Origin of the sequence: Terrimonas sp., from assembly GCF_003075435.1 — a bacterium.
GTDB lineage: Bacteria > Bacteroidota > Bacteroidia > Chitinophagales > Chitinophagaceae > Agriterribacter.
In genome coordinates this window covers 65,302-85,269 of the sequence record NZ_QCZJ01000010.1, presented here as the reverse complement: position 1 = coordinate 85,269, position 19,968 = coordinate 65,302, and the positions used below count along the sequence as shown (strand labels likewise).

Genomic DNA, 19,968 nt, shown 5'->3' with positions numbered 1-19,968 from the left:
TCAAACAAAAACGGCAATCCATCTAAGGAATTGCCGTTTAATTTTCTGCTAGATTTTCCTATCTGGGAAAAACCCCTTGTAGCCCGTACGAGAATCGAACTCGTGATTCATCCGTGAAAGGGATGCGTCTTAACCCCTTGACCAACGGGCCGTTTTGTTTTTGGGAGTGCAAAGATATATGTACCAGCATATCCATCCAAAAAATTTTCTAAAATATCTGTATTTCTGATGCAGAGAGACCCTTTTTCTTTCACTTTTGTTAAACATTAAGTCGTAAATTTGCATCTCAATTTTTAAAAAGATTAAAACAATTGACAATGAGCACAGTAAAAGTTGCTATTAACGGATTCGGAAGAATAGGCCGGTTAGTATACCGCCAGATACATAACATGGAGGGTATAGATATTGTGGCGATCAATGATCTTACCAGCCCGAAAGTGTTGGCTCATTTATTAAAATATGATACCGCACAGGGTCGCTTTAACGAAGAGGTAAAAGCTACCGAAAATTCAATCATAGTAAATGGTGATGAAATAAAAATATACGCGCAAAAAGATCCTGCACAAATTCCCTGGGGAGAGCATGATGTGGATGTGGTACTGGAATGTACAGGCTTTTTTACTGATAAAGATAAAGCAGCCGCTCACCTTAAAGCCGGCGCTAAAAAAGTAGTTATTTCTGCACCCGCAACCGGCGATTTAAAAACAATCGTTTTTAATGTAAACCATAATATTCTTGACGGATCAGAAACCATTATCAGCTGCGCATCATGCACTACCAACTGCCTTGCGCCAATGGCAGATGTGCTCGATAAAAAATTCGGTATCGTTTCCGGTATCATGACTACCATTCACGCCTACACGAACGATCAGAACACACAGGATGCGCCACATCCCAAAGGCGATCTTCGCCGTGCAAGAGCAGCAGCGCAGAACATTGTGCCTAACAGCACCGGCGCCGCTAAAGCTATCGGGCTGGTATTGCCTGGCTTAAAAGGTAAATTAGATGGTAGCGCCCAGCGCGTACCAACCCTTACCGGTTCTCTTACAGAATTAGTAAGCATACTTTCCAAAAAAGTTACAGTTGAAGAAATAAATGCCGCTATGAAAGCCGCTTCTAACGAATCATTCGGCTATACCGAAGACGAAATTGTAAGCAGCGACATTATCGGAACAACCTATGGTTCTTTGTTCGATGCCACACAAACAAAAGTATTGACCGTAGGCGATGCACAACTTGTAAAAACAGTTAGCTGGTACGATAATGAAATGAGCTATGTAAGCCAGCTCGTACGCAGTGTGCATTATTTTGCACAGTTAATCAGCAAATAATTGTTAGAAAGCCGGCTGTAGTGCATATGGCATCTTCGTTGCGTCGCACTCTTGTACGTTTATAACCATATTCAGCAGCGCTCATGCTGCCTAAACAGCAAAGAGATTGTTACAGATTCTTCACCATAGTTTGTGAGTATAGTATATCTTAGCACTCTCTTTGCTTTTATTATTGTCTAAATCCTCTGCAATATGTCAAAATTCTCCTCGTATAATTTTAAAAGTCAAAAAGCATTAGTGCGTGTTGACTTTAACGTACCCCTGAACGATAAACTTGAAATTACTGATGATACGCGCATGCGTGCAGCTGTGCCCACTATTAAAAAAATATTAGACGATGGCGGCAAAGTGATCCTGATGAGCCATTTCGGTCGTCCTAAAAAAGGACCCGAAGACAAATACTCCTTAAAACACCTGGTAAAGCACCTGAGTGATTTGTTAAGCGGCACAACTGTTTTATTCGCGAATGATTGCATTGGAGAGCAGGCTTTTCTTACTGCCGACATGATGAAGCCCGGTGAAGTATTATTATTGGAAAATCTTCGCTTTTATAAAGAAGAAGAAGCCGGAGACGAAGCATTTGCCAAAAAGCTCGCATCGCTTGGTGACGTATACGTAAACGATGCTTTCGGTACCGCGCACAGGGCACATGCCTCTACTTCTATCATCGCTAAATTCTTTCCTGTTGAAAAAAGAATGTTTGGACTGTTGATGGAAGGTGAAGTAAAGAGCGCTGAAAAAGTATTGCATCAATCCGAAAAGCCATTTACCGCTATCATTGGCGGTGCAAAAGTTTCTGATAAAATTCTCATTATAGAAAACCTGCTGAAAAAGGCTACCGATATTATTATTGGCGGCGGTATGGCTTATACTTTCATGAAAGCCCAGGGTGGTAAAATAGGCAATTCACTTTGTGAAGAAGACAGGCTGGATGTAGCAAGAATGTTATTAAAGAAAGCCGAAGAAGCCGGAGTTAATATTCATTTACCTTCTGATTCAATTGTTGCAGACAAATTTGACGCGAATGCGAACACTTCTTCTGCCCCCAGCAATGAGATACCTGACGGCTGGATGGGACTGGATATTGGCGAAAATGCCCGTGAGCAGTTTACCAATGTAATAAAGAGATCAAAAACCATTTTATGGAATGGACCTATGGGCGTTTTTGAAATGGCAAAATTCCAGGGTGGCACAAAAGCCATTGCAGAAGCTGTAGCAGCAGCTACGCAGAACGGTGCATTCTCACTTGTTGGTGGTGGTGATTCTGTAGCTGCTGTTAACCAGTTTGGTTATGCAGATAAAGTAAGCTATGTATCAACCGGCGGCGGCGCTATGCTTGAATATTTTGAGGGAAAAATATTACCGGGCATAGCCGCAGTATCAGCGCTGTAAACAGGTAAACCATTTATTATACATATTTTCGAAGAATAGCATACGGAATACCCGGATAATACTGATCCCTGCGGATAGCTTCAGGATCATCCATCATATCCGCGTATTCTGTGTTGCATTTTCCATTTTATTTTCATGATTTCATTGATAATTTTCCCGCAACATGCAATCATGCTTTTATAAAACCTGTTTAAGGCCGAAAACTTACGATATCTATAACAACATGTATTTACTACCTCTATCCCAGTATCTCATTCAAAATTTTTGCTAATCTTAACCCGCCTTTCAGTAACTGATCATTCAAATCCTGTACAAACATATAGTTGTATTCGTAACGCAGTTTCGAACCCGGCGCTGTATTGTCGTATATCTTATCAGATATAATATGCGATTCGTAAAACCATTCTTCAAGGGAGGTGTTTTGCCATTGTGCCACCTGCGTTTTATCTGCTACATTTAGCACAGTAGCATATTCCGTATAGCTCCATTGCTGAAAATCAACCAGCGTTTCATCCCATATTACATGCAGGTTGGTCGGCTTGCCAAACCAGGTAAGCTGTATTTTATTACCGCCCTGGTCTTCATCGCGGCCCACATGCAGCGGCTGGTGCAAATCGCCGACAAGATGAATAAGAAATTTTAAAGCTGTTTGTTTCTTATCCAGTGGCAGGTTTGCATCTTTGATCTGCGCCTGCAACGATAAAATTTGCGTATATAAATTTTCACCGGGCAATGCTTTAAGGTCACGGATAAAATCAGCTTTGTCCATATGCGCGGGCAGATCAACATAATGCCACTTACCCGCAAAGCGCCATGATGTATCAGACTTTATAAAGTCAGCCCAATTTGCCCAAAATGCGAGCGGAACATCTCCTATCAGCTTTTTAAGTTCTTTTTTGGCTTTTGAATTTAAGTGACGCTGCGCTATTTCAGCCACAACCCTGTGACCTGTAACGCCCCACGCAAAAACAGTTTGAACAGCGCATACAAAAATGATACTGAAAAAAAGATGTTTGAATCTCATGTGTCTTCTTATGATGATGTTATTCAAAAATAAGAAGCTAAGTTTAATATAGTTTGAAATTTTTGGCTCTGAAGAGTGAGCTATCAGCCGTCAGCTACCAGGTGAACACATGACACTGGTAGCTGACAGCTCTACTCCACCGTCACACTCTTGGCAAGGTTCCGGGGTTTGTCTACATCATACTCCTTTGCTATGCCAATATAATACGACAGCAGCTGCAATGGAATTACACTTAATATCGGGGCGATCAATTCATCTGCTTCAGGAATCGGCATTATATCGTCAGCCATTCCCTTAATTGTTTCATCGCCTTCTGTAATAACAGCTATTACTTTCCCTTTACGCGCTTTTATCTCCTGTATATTGCTCACAATTTTTTCGTGATAGGTATCTTTTGTGGCAACAAATATTACCGGCAGGTTTTCATCAACAAGGGCAATAGGCCCGTGTTTCATTTCCGCAGCAGGATAACCTTCGGCATGTATATAAGAAATCTCTTTTAATTTGAGCGCTCCCTCCAATGCAACCGGGAAATTATATCCCCGTCCAAGGTATAATGCGTTCGGTACATCTTTATATTTTGCAGCTATATCTTTTATATAATCAGCTCCATCCAGTATCTGCTTTACCTTTTCCGGCACTTCATTCAATTCGTTGATAAGATGCAGGTAACGTTCATTAGTAATCGTTTCTCTTTCTTTTGCAATTTTTAATGCCACCATCGCAAGTACCGTTAACTGCGCGGTAAACGCTTTTGTGCTGGCTACACCAATTTCGGGACCGGCATGTGTATATGCGCCTGCATGAGATATTCTCGCGATGGATGAGCCAACAACATTTACAATACCCAGTATTACCGCTCCCTGCTCTTTTGCCCTCTCAATAGCCACAAGGGTATCTGCGGTTTCGCCACTTTGGGAAATAGCAATGATCATATCTCCTTTGTGAACAACCGGATTCCGATAACGGAATTCCGATGCATACTCCACCTCAACAGGTATACGGCATAGCTCCTCAATTACATATTCAGCAATCAAACCCGCATGCCACGATGTGCCGCAGGCGATAATTAAAATCCTGTTGGCATTTTTTATCAGGTCAATATTATTCTGAATGCCGGACATGGTTATTGTTCCCTCTGAAACATCCAGCCTTCCGCGTAAGCAATCATAAATAGTATGTGGCTGTTCATAAATTTCTTTAAGCATGAAATGATCGTAACCGCCTTTTTCAATAGCGGCTAATTCAAGATCGAGCTTTTGTATAAAAGGGGTTTGTCTTTCATTACCCAGATTTTTCAGTATCAGTTCATCTGCTTTGATGATAGCTATCTGGTAATCGTTTACATACACTACTTCCTTGGTATATTCAATAATCGGCGAAGCATCGCTCGCTAAAAAATGTTCACCCTTGCCTATACCAATTACCAGCGGGCTACCCTTTCTTGCAGCTATAAGGGTGTCAGGATCATCTTTATCTATCAGTACAATCACATACGCACCAACAATGCGTTTTAATGCAATACGCAATGCTTCTTCCAGTGTACTTTCATTGTTCTTCTGAATGTCTTCAATAAAATTCAGCAATACTTCAGTATCAGTATCACTGTGAAAAACATAACCTTTTTTAATCAGCTCATGCCTGAGTGCGGCATAATTTTCAATAATGCCGTTATGTATCATCGCCAGCTTTCCGTTGGCAGACAAATGAGGATGTGCATTTCTATCACTCGGTTCTCCATGTGTTGCCCAACGCGTATGACCGATACCGATACTACCATCCAGGTCTTTACCTATAGTAATTTCTTCAAGTGCAGCTACCTTTCCTTTTTTTTTGTATAATTTAATTCCATGATTCAGCAATGCTACTCCCGCGCTGTCATAACCTCTGTATTCTAATCTTTTTAACCCTTTTATAATTACAGGATAAGCCTGGCGATACCCGATATAAGCAACAATTCCACACATAAAATAAAAAAGTTTTTGATTTGATAAAGCATACAGAGCAAACGATTGCGCAATATTATAAAAAAAATCCTGCAACTATTACGCTATTGACAATATTTGACACTTAATGCTTAGGGCTTGCTGTTTAACACCCGGCATTTATTTTTTTTAAGTTTTTACCAGTAGCCGGGTTAGCCGCCTCTTTTTGTCTGGTTTCGCCGAAGGCGAAATTGAAAAAATGCGAAGCATATTTTTTCAAAAGACAAAAAGCAGCGGCGTTCCGGTTACGCAGCCCGCCGGCTGTGGAGGCAAAAAAGATTCGTAAAATTTAATTATGCCGAAATAACTGCATGGTTTTTGAAAAATTTGATTCAAAACCCTTGCAGCAATTTAATAACCAAAGCATGAATATGCAATGATATTTATCAGAATATCACCAAAATGGAGTTAAACAGCAAGCCCTAATTAATTCTGTTGCCGGGTGTATGGTAGTCGCCCGAGGCAACAATATAGTGGTGCGTGGCGAAGACGCCACGCACAGTATGGTTAATCTGTAAAAAATCAAAGCATATCATTTCTTTCCGCGAAAGCACTTTCTTCAAGTATTTGTGCTGGTTTCTTTTTGTAAAAAATCATGCCAATCGTCATAATAACACTGGTTGTAAGAATAATGAAAAAAAGAATACCCTCATTAAAAGAAGTGAGTTTCATCTTTTCAGGAATTTTATAAAAGAGAACAATGGTAACCAAGCCGCGTGGTATAAAAAAGGCTTCAGGAAAAACATTGGTATGTACAAAAAAGCGTAGATACAAAAGCCGAACAACAAACAGAGCTGCAACAATCATTCCTCCAACACGCCACACATCGGGCTGGTTAATAAAGTTGAGTTGTATGGAATAACCAAAAAGTATAAAAAAGAAAGTACGAAGCAGAAAAGATGATTCCGCTGTAATAGAGTGCAGTAATTCACGTATAGGCTCTACCTGTTTAATAGGGAATGATCGTTGTATCCATTTTACTTTAATATATTCCCAGTTATTGATGAGCATGCCGAAAATTATTATAATAATAAGAGACGGCAGATGCAGAATTTTTCCCGAAGTATATATTAGAATGAGCAAGGAAAATATTAAGAAAAACTTGATGTTAAGTTTTGTTTTAGCCATAATGATAAAAAGTACAAAAGATAAAACAAGCGATAATATAACAGATATAATGATGCTGCCACCAAAAAAAAGTAGGGATTTTCCTGTCATAACCTCTTCAGCGGTAAAATAATTAAATGCAAGGATGCCTATGATATCTGAAAAAGAAGCCTCATACACCGAGAACTCTTTTTTTTGCGGAGTAAGCGAATGCAGACTGGGAATTACTATCGAACTGCTTATAATGGATAAGGGTATGGCGTATACTAAACAATGCGTAATATTTTCGCCCAGCCAGTACTTAAGAATAGCGGTAATAAGTCCGGCTGATATTACAAAAATCACAAGAGCGGAAAAAAAAGAATCTCTTATAAGTTTGAATTTATCTCGCGAAAGCTTCAGGTCAAGCCCTGCTTCAAGCACTATCATGATCAAACCTGTTACACCAAGCAACTCTACCATTTTCGGAGGAATATTATAATACACATTGTTCAGGTCGGAGAACCATCTGAAGAATACTCCGCCAAATAACAACAGTAAAACAGAAGGCACTCTGATATACCTGCTGATTATAGAGAAGAAGTAAGAAAGAATAACGATGCTGCAAATAATAATCAAAAGGTTTTCTGCGGTAAGTTTTTCCATGTGGTGATTTTACAAATATCAAGTCCATGTTGATCAGTCAGGCTTCGGCTATCTCTTCTTTCTTTTTAATTTTATTATACAGGTAGTATCCCGCTGCTGCCGTGCCAAGCGCCACCGCTCCAAGCAATGTATACTTAACTTTCTGTCCAAGTATTGATTTTTTATTTACAGAGGAGTGTGCTATGTCTAATATTGACTCTAAAGAGTTTGCAGGTATTATTTTGTCGGCCCATATGCTTGTTTCAGGTAATGCATTGCTGGTAACCACACCCATTCCCGCATTTTTCAGCATCGGGATATCTTCAGGACTGTTGCCAACAAATACCGTGTTCTTCCCGTGAATACCAAACTTTTTTGTAGCGTATTCCAGGACAAATGACTTATCATATACTTTTTTATTATCACCGGGAGTAAAACATTCGGCGATAGTTAATGCTCCTGTGGCAACGCTTTTGTCAAGCTCCAGAAAATTACTGAAGCAATAATCAAAACCGAGTTTATTTTTGATGTGATTTGCTACAACATCAAAACCTTCAGATACCAGTACGCAGACGTATCCTTTATTTTTCAGCTCTTTAATTATCTCCGCAGCATTTTTTGCCAGAGGAATTGTATCTGCAATAAACTGAAGCTCAGGCAAAGATTTTCCTTTAAGCAGCATAGCTGTTTTTTTTAACCGTTCCGCAGGGTCGCCATATGTTTTTAACAACCAGTTATAATGTTCGCTTTGTCCAAAATATGCGACGGCAATTTCATTGAAATCATATTCCATGAGTATGTTGATATCAATGAGTATCATCTTCTTCATATCCAGCAAAGTTTCTTTAATTGAAATCTCCATTTCATCGCTGATAGTATAAATTCCGGAAAGTGTCTCAAGGTTATTGTTTGAAAGAGAACCCGCTTTTTGTAAAATGGTTCTGGATACCTGGCGCGACATTTTACCGAGTGATTCAAGGCTTTGCATATCATTTTTGATATAACCAATGTTCACCTCTTTAATACGAATATTTTTGTTATAGGCATCAATCAGCAATGCAATATCAACACCATAATCATTTTCGAATTCAATTTGTTGTAAAAAATCCTTTCGTGCAGCTATCATACCACTAAGCGGCTGCATAAATTTTTCAAGCTCCGGAAAAAATATGCTGAGTAATGGTTTTGCTACCAATTGAGTTACCCTGCCTGCCTGCCTGTCAAAATACGATTTTACAAAATCGGCTTCCTCCTTCAAAATCGGTTCAGCAAGTATTGATACAATATTTTTAGGATAGGTTAAAATATCAGCATCCAGGTATACAATAATATTATGTGAAGCAGCCATCATTCCTTCGCGCATAGAGATACCTTTACCCTTCCGTGAGCTGGTTATAACTCTTACCTTTTCTTTCAGTGCTTCAGTAACAGTGTTGTCATATGAGTTATCGTCTACTACAATTATTTCAATAGCTTTTTCGGATTGGCGTATGCGCTGGATCACTCTTCTGATCGTTGTTTCTTCATTTAGTGCAGGAATAATAACGCTTATCATGATTGTTACTTTAGAAGTATCCGAAGATAATAAATAGTATGTGGCAGGAGAAGATATAACTTCTATTCCCGATAATTTAACATGGTTTGTTTCAGGTATGACACAGGGGATATACCTCACGATCATCTTTCACCCGAAAAATATATTCCTGAAATATTTCAGCTCTTAAACAGCCTGTTGAATATGGTTACTGATTATGTGTCTGCCCTCCTTTTATAATGGCAGCCATCTCTTTCAGCAATAACGGGAATGCAGGCTCAGCCATACCTCCGTGATCAAAACCTTCCAATTCATAGAGCTTCGTTTTTTTATGCCTGGCAAGTTTCATCATTCTTGCGAAATATGCATTTTCTTCATAACGCCCGAACAATTCCATTTCCCTGTCGCCGGTTATCAATAGCAAAGGAGGTGCATCATTACGTACATGATACAGCGGCGCATATTCATCAATGATGGGTTGCGTTTCTTTGATACCTTTTTCTTTACGAACAGTAAAATGTGTAATAACCTGTCCGCTGAATGGAATTAAACCAGCAATTTGGTTTGCATCAATACCGTATTTGCTTAAATATTTTTTATCAAGCCCCGCCATCATTGTAAGATAGCCGCCTGCGGAGTGACCGGATACAAAAATCAGTTTTGTGCTGCCTCCGTATTTGCCAATATTATTGAAAACCCAGGCAATAGCAGCGGCAGCATCTTCAATATATGCAGGAGCTTTCACTTTAGGAGAAAGCCTGTAGCCTACCCCAACTACGGCATAGCCTTTTTCCATCAGCGCCCTGGGCAGTTCTTTACTTCCTGCCGTTATTCCACCGCCATGAAACCACACAATAGTGGCAAAGTCCTTTTTGTTTTTGGGATAATAAATGTCAAGCCTGCATTGTGAAGCGATATAAGCATCATTTTTATTGATAGCTTCTTCATAATAATTAATATCCCTTTCTGTAGTATACTGCTGGGAATGGCCAGCAATACTTACAAATAAAAACAGTACAAACAATTTAAATTTCATATTGCAACATTTATTTTTACTGATAGATACAGCCATGAATTTTATCGCCCTGCTCTTCATGATAATATAGCTTTACGACAATCCTCTTTGAAGAATAGTACACGAAAACGCGGGTGATACCGAATAGCACGGATAGCATCCGTGAATATCCGTCACATCCGTTTTATCCATGTTCCATTACCCGGATTGAATATGCATTCGCGGCATTTCACTACTTTTTTAATACTTCTTCAAACAACTTAAATATTCTTTTGTATTCATCTGCCCAGCTTGATGGTTCAACAAAGCCGTGATCTTCCACGGGATACATCGCTACCTGCCAGTCGTTTTTTCCAAGTTCAATTAATCTTTGATTTAATCTTACCACATCCTGAAAATGCACATTCACATCTACCACTCCATGACAGATAAGCAAATTATCCTGCAATCCTTCTGCAAAATAAATGGGTGAGCTCTTCCTGTAAGCAATGCTGTCTTCTGCAGGTGTATTAAGAATATTGGAGGTATAACCATGATTGTAATGTGCCCAATCCGTAACAGGCCTTAATGCAGCGCCTGCGGCAAAAGTGCCCGGCGAAGTAAACAAAGCCATTAATGTTATAAAACCACCGTATGAGCCTCCATATATACCAATGTGTTTTGGATCAACACCAAATTTTTCTGTCAGCCATTTTGCGCCGTCAATATTATCGGTGAGATCTTTTCCTCCCATAAAACGATAGATTCCTGTTCGCCAGTCGCGGCCGTAACCTGCACTTGCACGGTAATCCATATCAAGCACATAATAACCATTATCTGCAAGCAGGTTGTGAAACATATATTCCCTGAAATAACTGCTCCACCACTTATGTGCGTTCTGCAGGTAGCCTGCCCCGTGCACAAATATTACGGCTGGTTTTGAAGGAGCAGGGTTGGCAGGTTTATATAACCGCGCATATACTTCCGCGCCATCTCTTGCTTTAAAGGTAATAAGCTCAGGATCGCGCCAGTTGTAAGTTTTAAACTCCTCACTCTGCGCTTTAAAGGTGATTTGCGTGAGTTTACCACCTGGCTTGTTCTCCTGCAGAAATAATTCGGTTGGCCTGTTGGAGTAAGAATATAATATGGCAATTGTTTTTTCATCAGGAGAAACGGCAGCAAGATTAGCGCCAGTCATGGTTGTAATGCGTTCTGCCTTACCACCAGTCACGGGTAACCGGTAAAATTGCTTTTCACCAGGGTGTATTTCATTGGTGGTAATGTAAAAATATTTTTTATCGTTAGAAAGCTCACAATTCTGTACTTCATAATTACCGGAGGTGAGCGAAACGCGCTTTCCGGAAATAAGATCAATGGTATAGAGATGGGAATAACCTGTTACTTCTGATTGAAACCAGAAAATATGCTCTGCAACCCAACCGGTATTGTTTCCCCATACTCCGGGGCCTCCTATCCAGGCATCATCATGCTGGCGGTCAAGTAATACTAATCTGCCGGTTGCAGGCTCAAGCTTCATCAGCCAGCGATCTTTGTTATCCTGTGCACGTATATCAACAACAGCAAAACTTCCCTTTGGCGACCAGCTGATACTGGCAAAGGTTACTTCACGCAATGCAGCTTTCTTTTGTTTTTCTTCCAGCAGCTTTGGGTAATCATTAATAAAACCAGGTATATCTTTTATACCGGGTATAGCATCTGTTTTTACAGCAATTATAGTGTCGTTGTACCTGTCGTACACAAAAAATTCGCTGCTGCCCAGAGGCGCTCCAACTTTTGTACGTCCATTTATATCTTCTGTAAAACCGCTTTCGGTAACATAGTTGGGAATAATGGTATTTTTTGCACCATTAGCAGAACGGTTAAGCCGGTAGGTAATAAATCTTCCATCAGGACTCACCTGTAATGAGGATGCGCTTTTGTCTCCTGTGTATATTGTTCTTAACTTATCAGGTTCAGGCAGGCTTTTGTTGTAGGCATCAGTCATATCTTTATTCTCTTTCCTTTCTTTCAATATTTCCATCCATTGCAACTGGTCTTTCTTCAACCACTCTTCCTGCGTATTCAATTTCTGCTTAGGGTCTTTCGGCGGTTCATTTCCTTTTTGGATATTGGCGAGTTGAATGGTATTGCCTGAAAAAATATTCCACGCATACAGGTTCTGGCTACGAACATATACTATACAGCTATCATTAAAAGAAAATACGGGGTTTGCTTCGTATTCCGATGTCTGCGTAACCTGGATGGTTTTCTTCTTTGATATATCGGAGAAAAAAATATCGCCGCGTTTTGTATATGTATACGCGTTTCGTTTATTGTTGTAGGCAAGCCGGCGGGAATAAACAATATCACCGCTTTTTTCCGCGGTCACTTTCTGTGGCACTTTATTGGTAATAGTTATTGAGTAGATAGAATCTCCTTTATTCTTATCAGGATTCCATTTAAAGTACAAAGTATTTGTATCATCCCATTCAACATCTGCCGGGGAAGTGCCAATCCATACAGGATCTCTCATTATTTTTTCAACAGTAAGGGGGGAAAGTTGTGCCTGTACCTCAGCAAAGAATATCCCACCCAGTAATATGGAAAGTATAATTAATTTTCGCATAAGCAATTTTATTTATAAAGCAGTTTAATAAATTAAGAAGGCAATATTTACAACAAGATGCCGCGCAAAAAAACATATGCAAACGAAAAATAAATGATCAACCCGGTTACATCAACCAATGTAGCAACAAAAGGAGCAGATGAAGTTGCCGGGTCAGCGCCTAATTTTTTGAGCAGCAATGGCAGCATAGAACCGCTCAGTGTTCCCCATAACACCACGCCAATCAAAGAAAAGCCTACCGTCAACGCTATAAAAAATGAATGCTGTCCATATACTTCCGGAAAGAAATGCGACCAGATTTCTATGCGGAGAAATCCAATAATACCAAGTACAGCCCCAAGCATAAGCCCTGAAAGTATTTCCCGCCGCATTACACGCCACCAGTCTTCTACATACACTTCGCCCATCGCCATTGCCTGTATAATAAGCGTTGAGGCCTGCGACCCGCTGTTGCCGCCACTCGAAATAATCAGCGGTACAAATAATGCCAGTACAACCGCTTTTGCAATTTCATCTTCAAAAAAGCTCATAGCCGTTGCAGTTAGCATTTCACCGATAAATAAGATCACCAGCCAGCCAACACGTTTTAAAACCAGTTTAAACAATGGCATTTCAAGATAAGGTTCATCCAATGCTTCGGTACCACCTATACGCTGTATATTTTCTGTAAATTCTTCATTGGCGACCCAAAGCATATCATCAATGGTTACAATACCGAGCAGTATATTATTATCGTCAACAACAGGCAGGGCGACCCTGTTATTCATCTTAAAAATATTATTTGCTTCTTCCTGGCTGTCATTTACGTGCAAAGCAATATACCGGCGGTCAATAATCTCAGAAACGATCTTATCAGGTTTTGATAATATGATTTCCCTGATACGCATATCATCTATAAATTCCCCGTTTTCATTGGTTACATATATCACATCAATCGTTTCCATGTGCTTGCCTTCTTTTCTTATTTCTTCCAGCACTTCGGCAACGGTCCAGTCTTCCTGCACAGCTATATAATCAGGTGTCATCAACCTTCCTACTGAGCCTTCAGCATACCCCAGTAAAGAAAGCGTAACTTTTCTCTCTTCAGGATTCAGCAGCTTAATCAATTCTCTCACCACACTGGTTGGCAACTCTTCCAGAAAAGCGGTTCTGTCATCTGCAGGCAGCTCGTTTAATAATTCGGCTGTTTTTATAGGAGGAAGGGATTGAATGATCCTTTTTTGCTCAGGCACGTCCAGTATTTTAAACGTGCTTACCGCCCGGTGCAGCGAAAGAATAGATATGATCTGTGTTTCGTAGTCTTCGTTATCGCTGATCAGTTGAGCCACATCGCTGATGTTCTGGTTATTCAGGAACTCCTGTATAGCCAGCTTATCGTTCGAGTTAATTACTTCCTCAAACTGATCCTGCAACGGTATTTCATCCTGGTCAAGAGACATTATATTTATTTTAATGTATCAAAATTACAAATAGCTTTGAGGTAAGATATTATGGGTGCATTTCAGATTTTCGTATGCAGGTACTACTACTGTAGATGCCTTGTGCCTCGGCATGACAAACTGCAGAGATATGTTCAGCAGTAGAACAATCGTTCCACATTTGTACTATTGTTCATCATATATTCAACCGCCTGTCATGCCGAGGCACGAGGCATCTGCACAAAATTGACAAACACGCGAAAATTTGAAATGCATCCAATATTATCGATAAAAAAGATGTTGTTAAAAATATGATATCAGACTTTTTGTATATTGATTTTACCAAAGATAAAGGACGGGGTGTTTTTACAAGAAAAAAAATAAAGCCTGAGACAGTAATAGAAGTATCGCCCGTAATTGTAATGAGCAATGATGAAAGAAAGCTGATCGACCAAACTTTACTACACGACTATATTTTTGTGTGGGGAGATAATGAAGATCAATGCTGCATGGCGCTGGGATATATTCCTGTTTACAATCATTCCTATCAATCTAACTGCGAATATTTTATGGACTATGATGACAACACCATGTTTATAAAAACAGTAAGAGCAATACGACCGGGGGAAGAGTTAACGATCAATTATAACGGCACCTGGAACAATGAAAAAAAAGTTTGGTTTGACGTAAAGGAGTAGTATTGAATGGGCAATACTGAATAGTGAAAATATAAGACGTTTATAGCCGACACCCAAAGCTGACCGCTAATAGCTGATTGCTGACAACTTATAGCTTACCTGTACTGCTTTATTATCTCAACCACTCTTTCATAATAACTTCCTCCAAACAGTGTAAGATGAACCAGCAGCGGGTATAGCTGGCATAGGCCGACTCTTTCCTGCCAGCCTGGTTGTAGCGGGTAATGAGCATTATAAGCGTCATAAAACGCATCATCAAATCCACCGAATAATAAAGACATCGCAATATCCATTTCGCGGTTGCCATAATAAACCGCGGGATCGAAAATTACCGGATTCCCTTTTTCATCTGCCATAAAATTGCCGCTCCATAAATCACCATGCAGCAATGCCGGCTTCTCATCCGGGAAAATGGATGATAATTTGTTCCCGATTTTCTCAACCTGTTCAATATATTCATTTGTCAGCACACCTCTTTTATTTGCCTTATGCGCAAGCGGCATTAATCTTTCCTTAGCATAAAAATCAGCCCAGGTTTCATGTGTATTATTGGGCTGGGTAAGACTGCCAATAAAATTATTATATGCTAAACCAAAATATGCATTACTGTTAGTATGGAGATTTGCAATACCCTCACCAAATAATTCCCAAAAATCATTCACCTGCGGTCCCTGTTCAATATATTCCATCACAAAAAATAATTCCTGGTGATATTTTCCGTCAAACAGCGGCATTGGTACCCTCAGGCTTTTGGTATCGGCTAATTGCAGCAATCCTTTCGCTTCCTTTTCAAACATATCCAACCCATACATTGCCGCGTTAATTTTTATAAGAAATCGTCCCTGGCTGGTTTCAAGCAAAAATGCCTGGTTAATATCTCCGCCCGTAACAGGAGTGTGTTTATAAATAATAGTATCCGATGAAAAGAAACCGGTAAACTTTTCCTGCAGATAAGTAACGAAAGAAGAATGAAACATGAAATAGATGGTGTTAGATTTCTGTATAGATCAGGTAAAGTTACTGAATGAAGTGATGGGATATAAAACTTATTTCATTCCGAGTACCAAGCCTGATTCAGGAAAAATATGAAGATGACATTTGCTTTCTTTCTACAAACAGGTAACCGCTACGCGGCAGGATGCCCGGTTACAGCTTATAAGTTCCCGGCTTACCGGTTGCATTATTCACTGGTTACTTCACGGAGGTACACGAAGGCTACACAAAGAACCACAAAGAATAATAAAACGCTCTGTGTAACTTTATGTATCCTTCGTGGCTCTTTGTGTAACAAACCCATTCCCGCCGGGCAGACACCGAAATTCGTGGCAGGAAATATATCAGGGGTTATTTAAAAATAACTTCGGGCATGCCCAATACGCAGAATGGAACACAGATAAAACGGATATGGCGGATATTTACGGAATGTATCGGTGTTTATCAGTATCATCAGTTATTCCGTGTGCTATTCTATAAAAAAGTATTTGTTGTAATGTTAAATCATTATACACACGGCGCAACGCAGGAAACCTTATTTTCTCAATTCAAACGTAATGATGTCTTTATAAGACACCAGGCATACTCTTTGGAACGGCAGGTATTTGTTATGAATTAAACAATTTACATTATATTTCTATTTTCAAATTTTCAAACCCATTGTGCCCTGTTTATAATTATGTCTTGATGGCATTATAATTGTTCCTTTATGAAAACAACATTTAACAAACCAAAAAATTATGACAAGCTTCATTACCCTTAATGATGGTAACAGCATACCTTCTATTGGTTTTGGCACTTATAAAGCCACGGAAGAGGAAGCCATTGATGCCATTAAATTCGCTGTTGAAAAAGGCTACCGGCTATTTGATACTGCTGCCAAATATGAGAATGAAGCTGTAGTTGGAGCAGGCATCCGCAAAAGCGGTATTCCGCGTACAGCATTATTTATTACTACAAAATTATGGCGGGAGGAACTGGGTTATAATGAAGCGAAGAAAGCTTTTGAAAGATCACTGCAGCTATTGCAACTTGATTATATAGATTTGTATCTTATACATTGGCCTGCCAATGCACGTAATTATGATAACTGGCAAAAAGCCAATGCAGATTCCTGGAAAGCAATGGAAGAACTGCAGCAGGAAGGAAAGATAAAATCCATTGGCGTAAGTAATTTCTTTCCTGTTCAACTTGGTGCATTAATGCAAACCGCTAAAGTAAGACCGGCATTGAATCAAATTGAATTTCATCCCGGCTATTGGCAACCGGAAGTTACAGGTTACTGCAAGCAGCATAATATTGCCATTGAAGCCTGGTCGCCACTGGCCCGCGGAAGGGTTTTTAAGAATCCATTACTTCAATCACTGGCGAAAAAACATAATAAATCTGTTTCACAAATTTGCCTTCGATGGATTATAGAGCACGGCGCCATCCCTATTCCCAAATCTACTACCAAAGAAAGAATAGCAGAGAATATGGATGTTTTTGATTTTAATCTTGCAGATGAAGAAATTGAACAGATAAACAATTTACCGCAAATGGGCTTCAGTGGGGAGTTGCCTGACTTGTGGCCGGAACGCTTACCTCTCGTTGATTAAATAAGCAAAAATAAAAAGCCATCGTTTTACCGATGGCTCCTGACAATTGTCAGCAGATTATTTTTATGGATAACCCGGTTACGCGATAATAACCGAAGATTTCCATGATTTATCTGTAGATTTCATGAATACCTCCTTTTTATTTGGTGAATTGCAACTACTAATATACGAATTAATTGTAGCAAATTACGCCCGCATTCCTTCCGCAACAATATCATCCATATTTATTCCGGTATGGCTTTCATTATAAATACATTCACCATCTTTGATCAGCAGTACCTGCGGAGATTCGTGTATCACCCGCATATCTTCCGCTATCTTATTTGAAACTGACCTGAAGCTGATAAGGTCAAGAAAATAAAAATCTATGCCTGCCGGCACGTTTGCCCTTTCCAGCCTGCTTTTCACCACACTGCTTATTGAACAGCGTGTAGAATGCTTATACACAAGCTGAAGCCGCTGTTTTGAGTTTTCCAATATCTGCTGCCATTGTGTTTCCGTTTCTAACTTATTCCATTTCATATTGCCGAAATTTTGCTATTGTTCCGGATAAGAATATTCATATAAACAAGCTTACCTGGGTTGATTTATTTTTTTGCAATTCATCTTTTTCAAATAACATTATTTTACCGTATATACCATCATAGCCCGCTACCCTGTTTACTTTACCCAATCTCATACGGGATATCGCTTCGCCAAGCACCGGGTCATATTTCCTTATACCATCAGGCGGCGCCTCTTTTAATAAAGCAAATTCGTTTCCAAAAAATGAAATAGCATTGGTATATGCCTTTTCCACTTTTATGCTGTTCACTCCTGTTCCATTTATTTCGGACAATATTTCACGAAGTGGAATAATATACTCAAAAGCCGCTGCATTTGCAGGCCTGACAGCTACGCTGCGATCCGACAACTTGCTCACCCTGCTCATAACGCCAATGGTTAGCTGCTTTTTGCAAACAGGGCAAATATTATTTACTTTATTGCTCAATTCAGGCGACATAGATATGCCGCATTTTCTATGTCCGTCAAAAGAATATTTACCTTCTTCAGGAAAAAATTCATAAGTGCCTGAAAAGCCATTTTTGTTTTTCACCGCATTAAACATTGCATCATATGTAAAATCCGTATCAAACAAATTAACCTCCCTGCCAAGATTATGAAGTGAATGTGCATCAGAACTTGACATCATAGCCAAATGATCAAGTTTGCTCCATTGCCAGTTCATTGCCGGATCAGAAGATAAACCGGTTTCAATGGCAAATATGTCTGGTGTTAAATCCCTGAAACATTCTTCTATGCTATCATATCCGCCTTTGGAACCCAAAGTCGAAAACCATGGCGTCCATGCATGGGCAGGCACCAGGTGTGCATGATCAGAGATTTCCAGCACCATTTCAAGCAAATCGCGGGAAGACAGCGTTACAGTTGGTCTGCCATCTGAAGAAAGATCGCCATACTTACTCAACTTTTTATTGAATCTTTCCACAGCATCAATATCAGGCATGTATACCAGGTTATGATTCTTTCGTACTTTATTGCCATATACATACACAGAAGATATCTCAGTGGATAAGCAAAACCCTGTATCGCCGGCGTTTTTTAAATAAAAAAATCCGTTACCTGCCGCTTTCAGTTTTTCTTTTATCTCTTTCAGCCATGCAGGATGTGTAAAATCGCCTGTACCCAGCAATTGTATTCCTTTTATTGCTGCCCATTTTGCCAGTAATTCCAGTGTTAATTGCGGACTTGTTGCTTTTGCATAATGAGAATGAATATGGAGATCTGCTTTGTAAAACATGGAATGTATGCTAATATTATTGTAAGTGAATTTTTGTTGTTTCCAGAACAGTTTTCATACTAACAAATTTAGTAAAAATATCCCTGTAATGTATATTCAATATTTTTTGCTTGATTCGCGCCCCCCGAACTTAATCTATACATAACACGAAATAAAATCCGATACCGTAAATTGCATAATAATAAGTAATACATGGTCGCGGCAAAACTTAAAGAAAAGACAAAGCAGGCTCATCTTTCGCTTGAAAAGAAAATGGTGGGTTATATTAAGAAAGTAGCATCAGGAAAGGATTATGAAAAGCTGCTTCGTCTCTTTTATGGGTATTATGCACCCCTTGAGCCGCTGCTCAATAAATATATCAACAACAACATTATACCTGCTTATAGCCAGAGAAGAAAAAGCGACACCATTCTTAAGGATATCAATACCATTTCTTCAGGGGCAATTAATTTCAGAAAGTGCGGAAATCTGCCGCAGGTAAATGATGTAATAGAGGCTTTAGGTGTTTTATACGTAATGGAGGGCTCAACTATGGGAGGAACTATTATTGCTAAAATGCTGAATAAGCAGGCAGCTATTCCACCTGAATCGCTCACTTTTTTTAATGGGTATGGTAAAGATAATTTACCGATGTGGCAATCTTTTATAGCAGCAGTAAATGAGCGGGCGGCAAACAATGAAGAAAAAATTGTAAAATCAGCAAACGATACATTCAGTAAAATGGAAGAGTGGTGCGATAAATTTTACGAAGAATACGTTACTACCGCTTAAAAATTGCAGGAAAGTTTCAGCAGCTCCTTTATTTGTACCAGAAGAGCCAGTATTTAAAACACAATCAAGAAT

15 protein-coding genes and 1 tRNA gene are annotated in these 19,968 nt (G+C 39.5%); 5 read left to right on the top strand and 11 right to left on the bottom strand.

Annotation, left to right across the window (positions count from 1 at the left end):
• Nucleotides 1-79: 79 nt before the first annotated feature.
• Nucleotides 80-151: transfer RNA gene (locus DC498_RS12540), tRNA-Glu, on the bottom strand.
• A gap of 166 nt (nucleotides 152-317) precedes the next feature.
• Between DC498_RS12540 and gap the strand changes: the two genes are divergently transcribed.
• Both gap and DC498_RS12530 read left to right on the top strand, forming a co-directional pair.
• Nucleotides 318-1,331: a type I glyceraldehyde-3-phosphate dehydrogenase gene (gap, locus tag DC498_RS12535; protein WP_116874506.1), complete on the top strand. Its 1,014-nt coding sequence runs from the start codon at nucleotides 318-320 to the stop codon at nucleotides 1,329-1,331.
• Nucleotides 1,332-1,523: 192 nt separating this feature from the next.
• Nucleotides 1,524-2,723, top strand: coding sequence for a phosphoglycerate kinase (locus DC498_RS12530; RefSeq protein WP_116874505.1), 1,200 nt, complete (start codon nucleotides 1,524-1,526; stop codon nucleotides 2,721-2,723).
• 238 nt (nucleotides 2,724-2,961) lie between these two features.
• Here DC498_RS12530 and DC498_RS12525 read toward each other — a convergent pair whose 3' ends face one another.
• From DC498_RS12525 to mgtE, 7 genes are all read right to left on the bottom strand, one after another.
• Nucleotides 2,962-3,747 (bottom strand): S1/P1 nuclease, encoded by a 786-nt coding sequence (locus DC498_RS12525; protein ID WP_116874504.1) that lies wholly within the window; start codon nucleotides 3,745-3,747, stop codon nucleotides 2,962-2,964.
• A 131-nt stretch (nucleotides 3,748-3,878) separates the two neighbouring features.
• The gene (gene glmS / locus DC498_RS12520) at nucleotides 3,879-5,714 is read right to left on the bottom strand and encodes a glutamine--fructose-6-phosphate transaminase (isomerizing) (protein ID WP_116874603.1); all 1,836 of its coding nucleotides are present in this window, start codon (nucleotides 5,712-5,714) and stop codon (nucleotides 3,879-3,881) included.
• 540 nt (nucleotides 5,715-6,254) lie between these two features.
• The gene (locus DC498_RS12515) at nucleotides 6,255-7,484 is read right to left on the bottom strand and encodes a cation:proton antiporter domain-containing protein (RefSeq protein WP_116874503.1); all 1,230 of its coding nucleotides are present in this window, start codon (nucleotides 7,482-7,484) and stop codon (nucleotides 6,255-6,257) included.
• 37 nt (nucleotides 7,485-7,521) lie between these two features.
• A complete protein-coding gene (locus tag DC498_RS12510) occupies nucleotides 7,522-9,018 on the bottom strand; it encodes an HAD-IB family phosphatase (RefSeq protein ID WP_165813829.1) in 1,497 nt (498 codons plus the stop codon).
• Between the two features lie 187 nt (nucleotides 9,019-9,205).
• The gene (locus tag DC498_RS12505) at nucleotides 9,206-10,033 is read right to left on the bottom strand and encodes an alpha/beta hydrolase (protein ID WP_116874602.1); all 828 of its coding nucleotides are present in this window, start codon (nucleotides 10,031-10,033) and stop codon (nucleotides 9,206-9,208) included.
• A gap of 211 nt (nucleotides 10,034-10,244) precedes the next feature.
• Nucleotides 10,245-12,617: a S9 family peptidase gene (locus DC498_RS12500; RefSeq protein ID WP_116874501.1), complete on the bottom strand. Its 2,373-nt coding sequence runs from the start codon at nucleotides 12,615-12,617 to the stop codon at nucleotides 10,245-10,247.
• A gap of 47 nt (nucleotides 12,618-12,664) precedes the next feature.
• On the bottom strand, nucleotides 12,665-14,056 hold the full coding sequence (gene mgtE / locus DC498_RS12495) for a magnesium transporter (RefSeq protein WP_116874500.1): 1,392 nt from the start codon (nucleotides 14,054-14,056) through the stop codon (nucleotides 12,665-12,667).
• A 290-nt stretch (nucleotides 14,057-14,346) separates the two neighbouring features.
• Between mgtE and DC498_RS12490 the strand changes: the two genes are divergently transcribed.
• Entirely contained in the window at nucleotides 14,347-14,733 is a 387-nt protein-coding gene (locus DC498_RS12490) for an SET domain-containing protein (protein ID WP_116874499.1), read from the top strand.
• A gap of 95 nt (nucleotides 14,734-14,828) precedes the next feature.
• On the opposite strand, the gene DC498_RS12485 is transcribed toward DC498_RS12490, so the two are convergent.
• Nucleotides 14,829-15,710, bottom strand: coding sequence for a fructosamine kinase family protein (locus DC498_RS12485; protein ID WP_116874498.1), 882 nt, complete (start codon nucleotides 15,708-15,710; stop codon nucleotides 14,829-14,831).
• A 756-nt stretch (nucleotides 15,711-16,466) separates the two neighbouring features.
• Here DC498_RS12485 and DC498_RS12470 point away from each other — a divergent pair.
• Nucleotides 16,467-17,324, top strand: coding sequence for an aldo/keto reductase (locus DC498_RS12470; protein WP_116874495.1), 858 nt, complete (start codon nucleotides 16,467-16,469; stop codon nucleotides 17,322-17,324).
• Nucleotides 17,325-17,510: 186 nt separating this feature from the next.
• Here the strand turns inward: DC498_RS12470 and ytxJ are convergent, their stop codons facing one another.
• Together ytxJ and DC498_RS12460 are read right to left on the bottom strand one after the other, a co-directional pair.
• The gene (gene ytxJ / locus DC498_RS12465) at nucleotides 17,511-17,846 is read right to left on the bottom strand and encodes a bacillithiol system redox-active protein YtxJ (RefSeq protein ID WP_116874494.1); all 336 of its coding nucleotides are present in this window, start codon (nucleotides 17,844-17,846) and stop codon (nucleotides 17,511-17,513) included.
• Nucleotides 17,847-17,883: 37 nt separating this feature from the next.
• Entirely contained in the window at nucleotides 17,884-19,125 is a 1,242-nt protein-coding gene (locus tag DC498_RS12460) for an endonuclease Q family protein (protein ID WP_116874493.1), read from the bottom strand.
• A gap of 192 nt (nucleotides 19,126-19,317) precedes the next feature.
• On the opposite strand from DC498_RS12460, the gene DC498_RS12455 reads away from it, so the two are divergent.
• Nucleotides 19,318-19,896 carry a biliverdin-producing heme oxygenase gene (locus DC498_RS12455; RefSeq protein ID WP_116874492.1) on the top strand — a complete coding sequence of 193 codons (579 nt, stop codon included), beginning with the start codon at nucleotides 19,318-19,320 and terminating at the stop codon, nucleotides 19,894-19,896.
• Nucleotides 19,897-19,968: the final 72 nt, after the last annotated feature.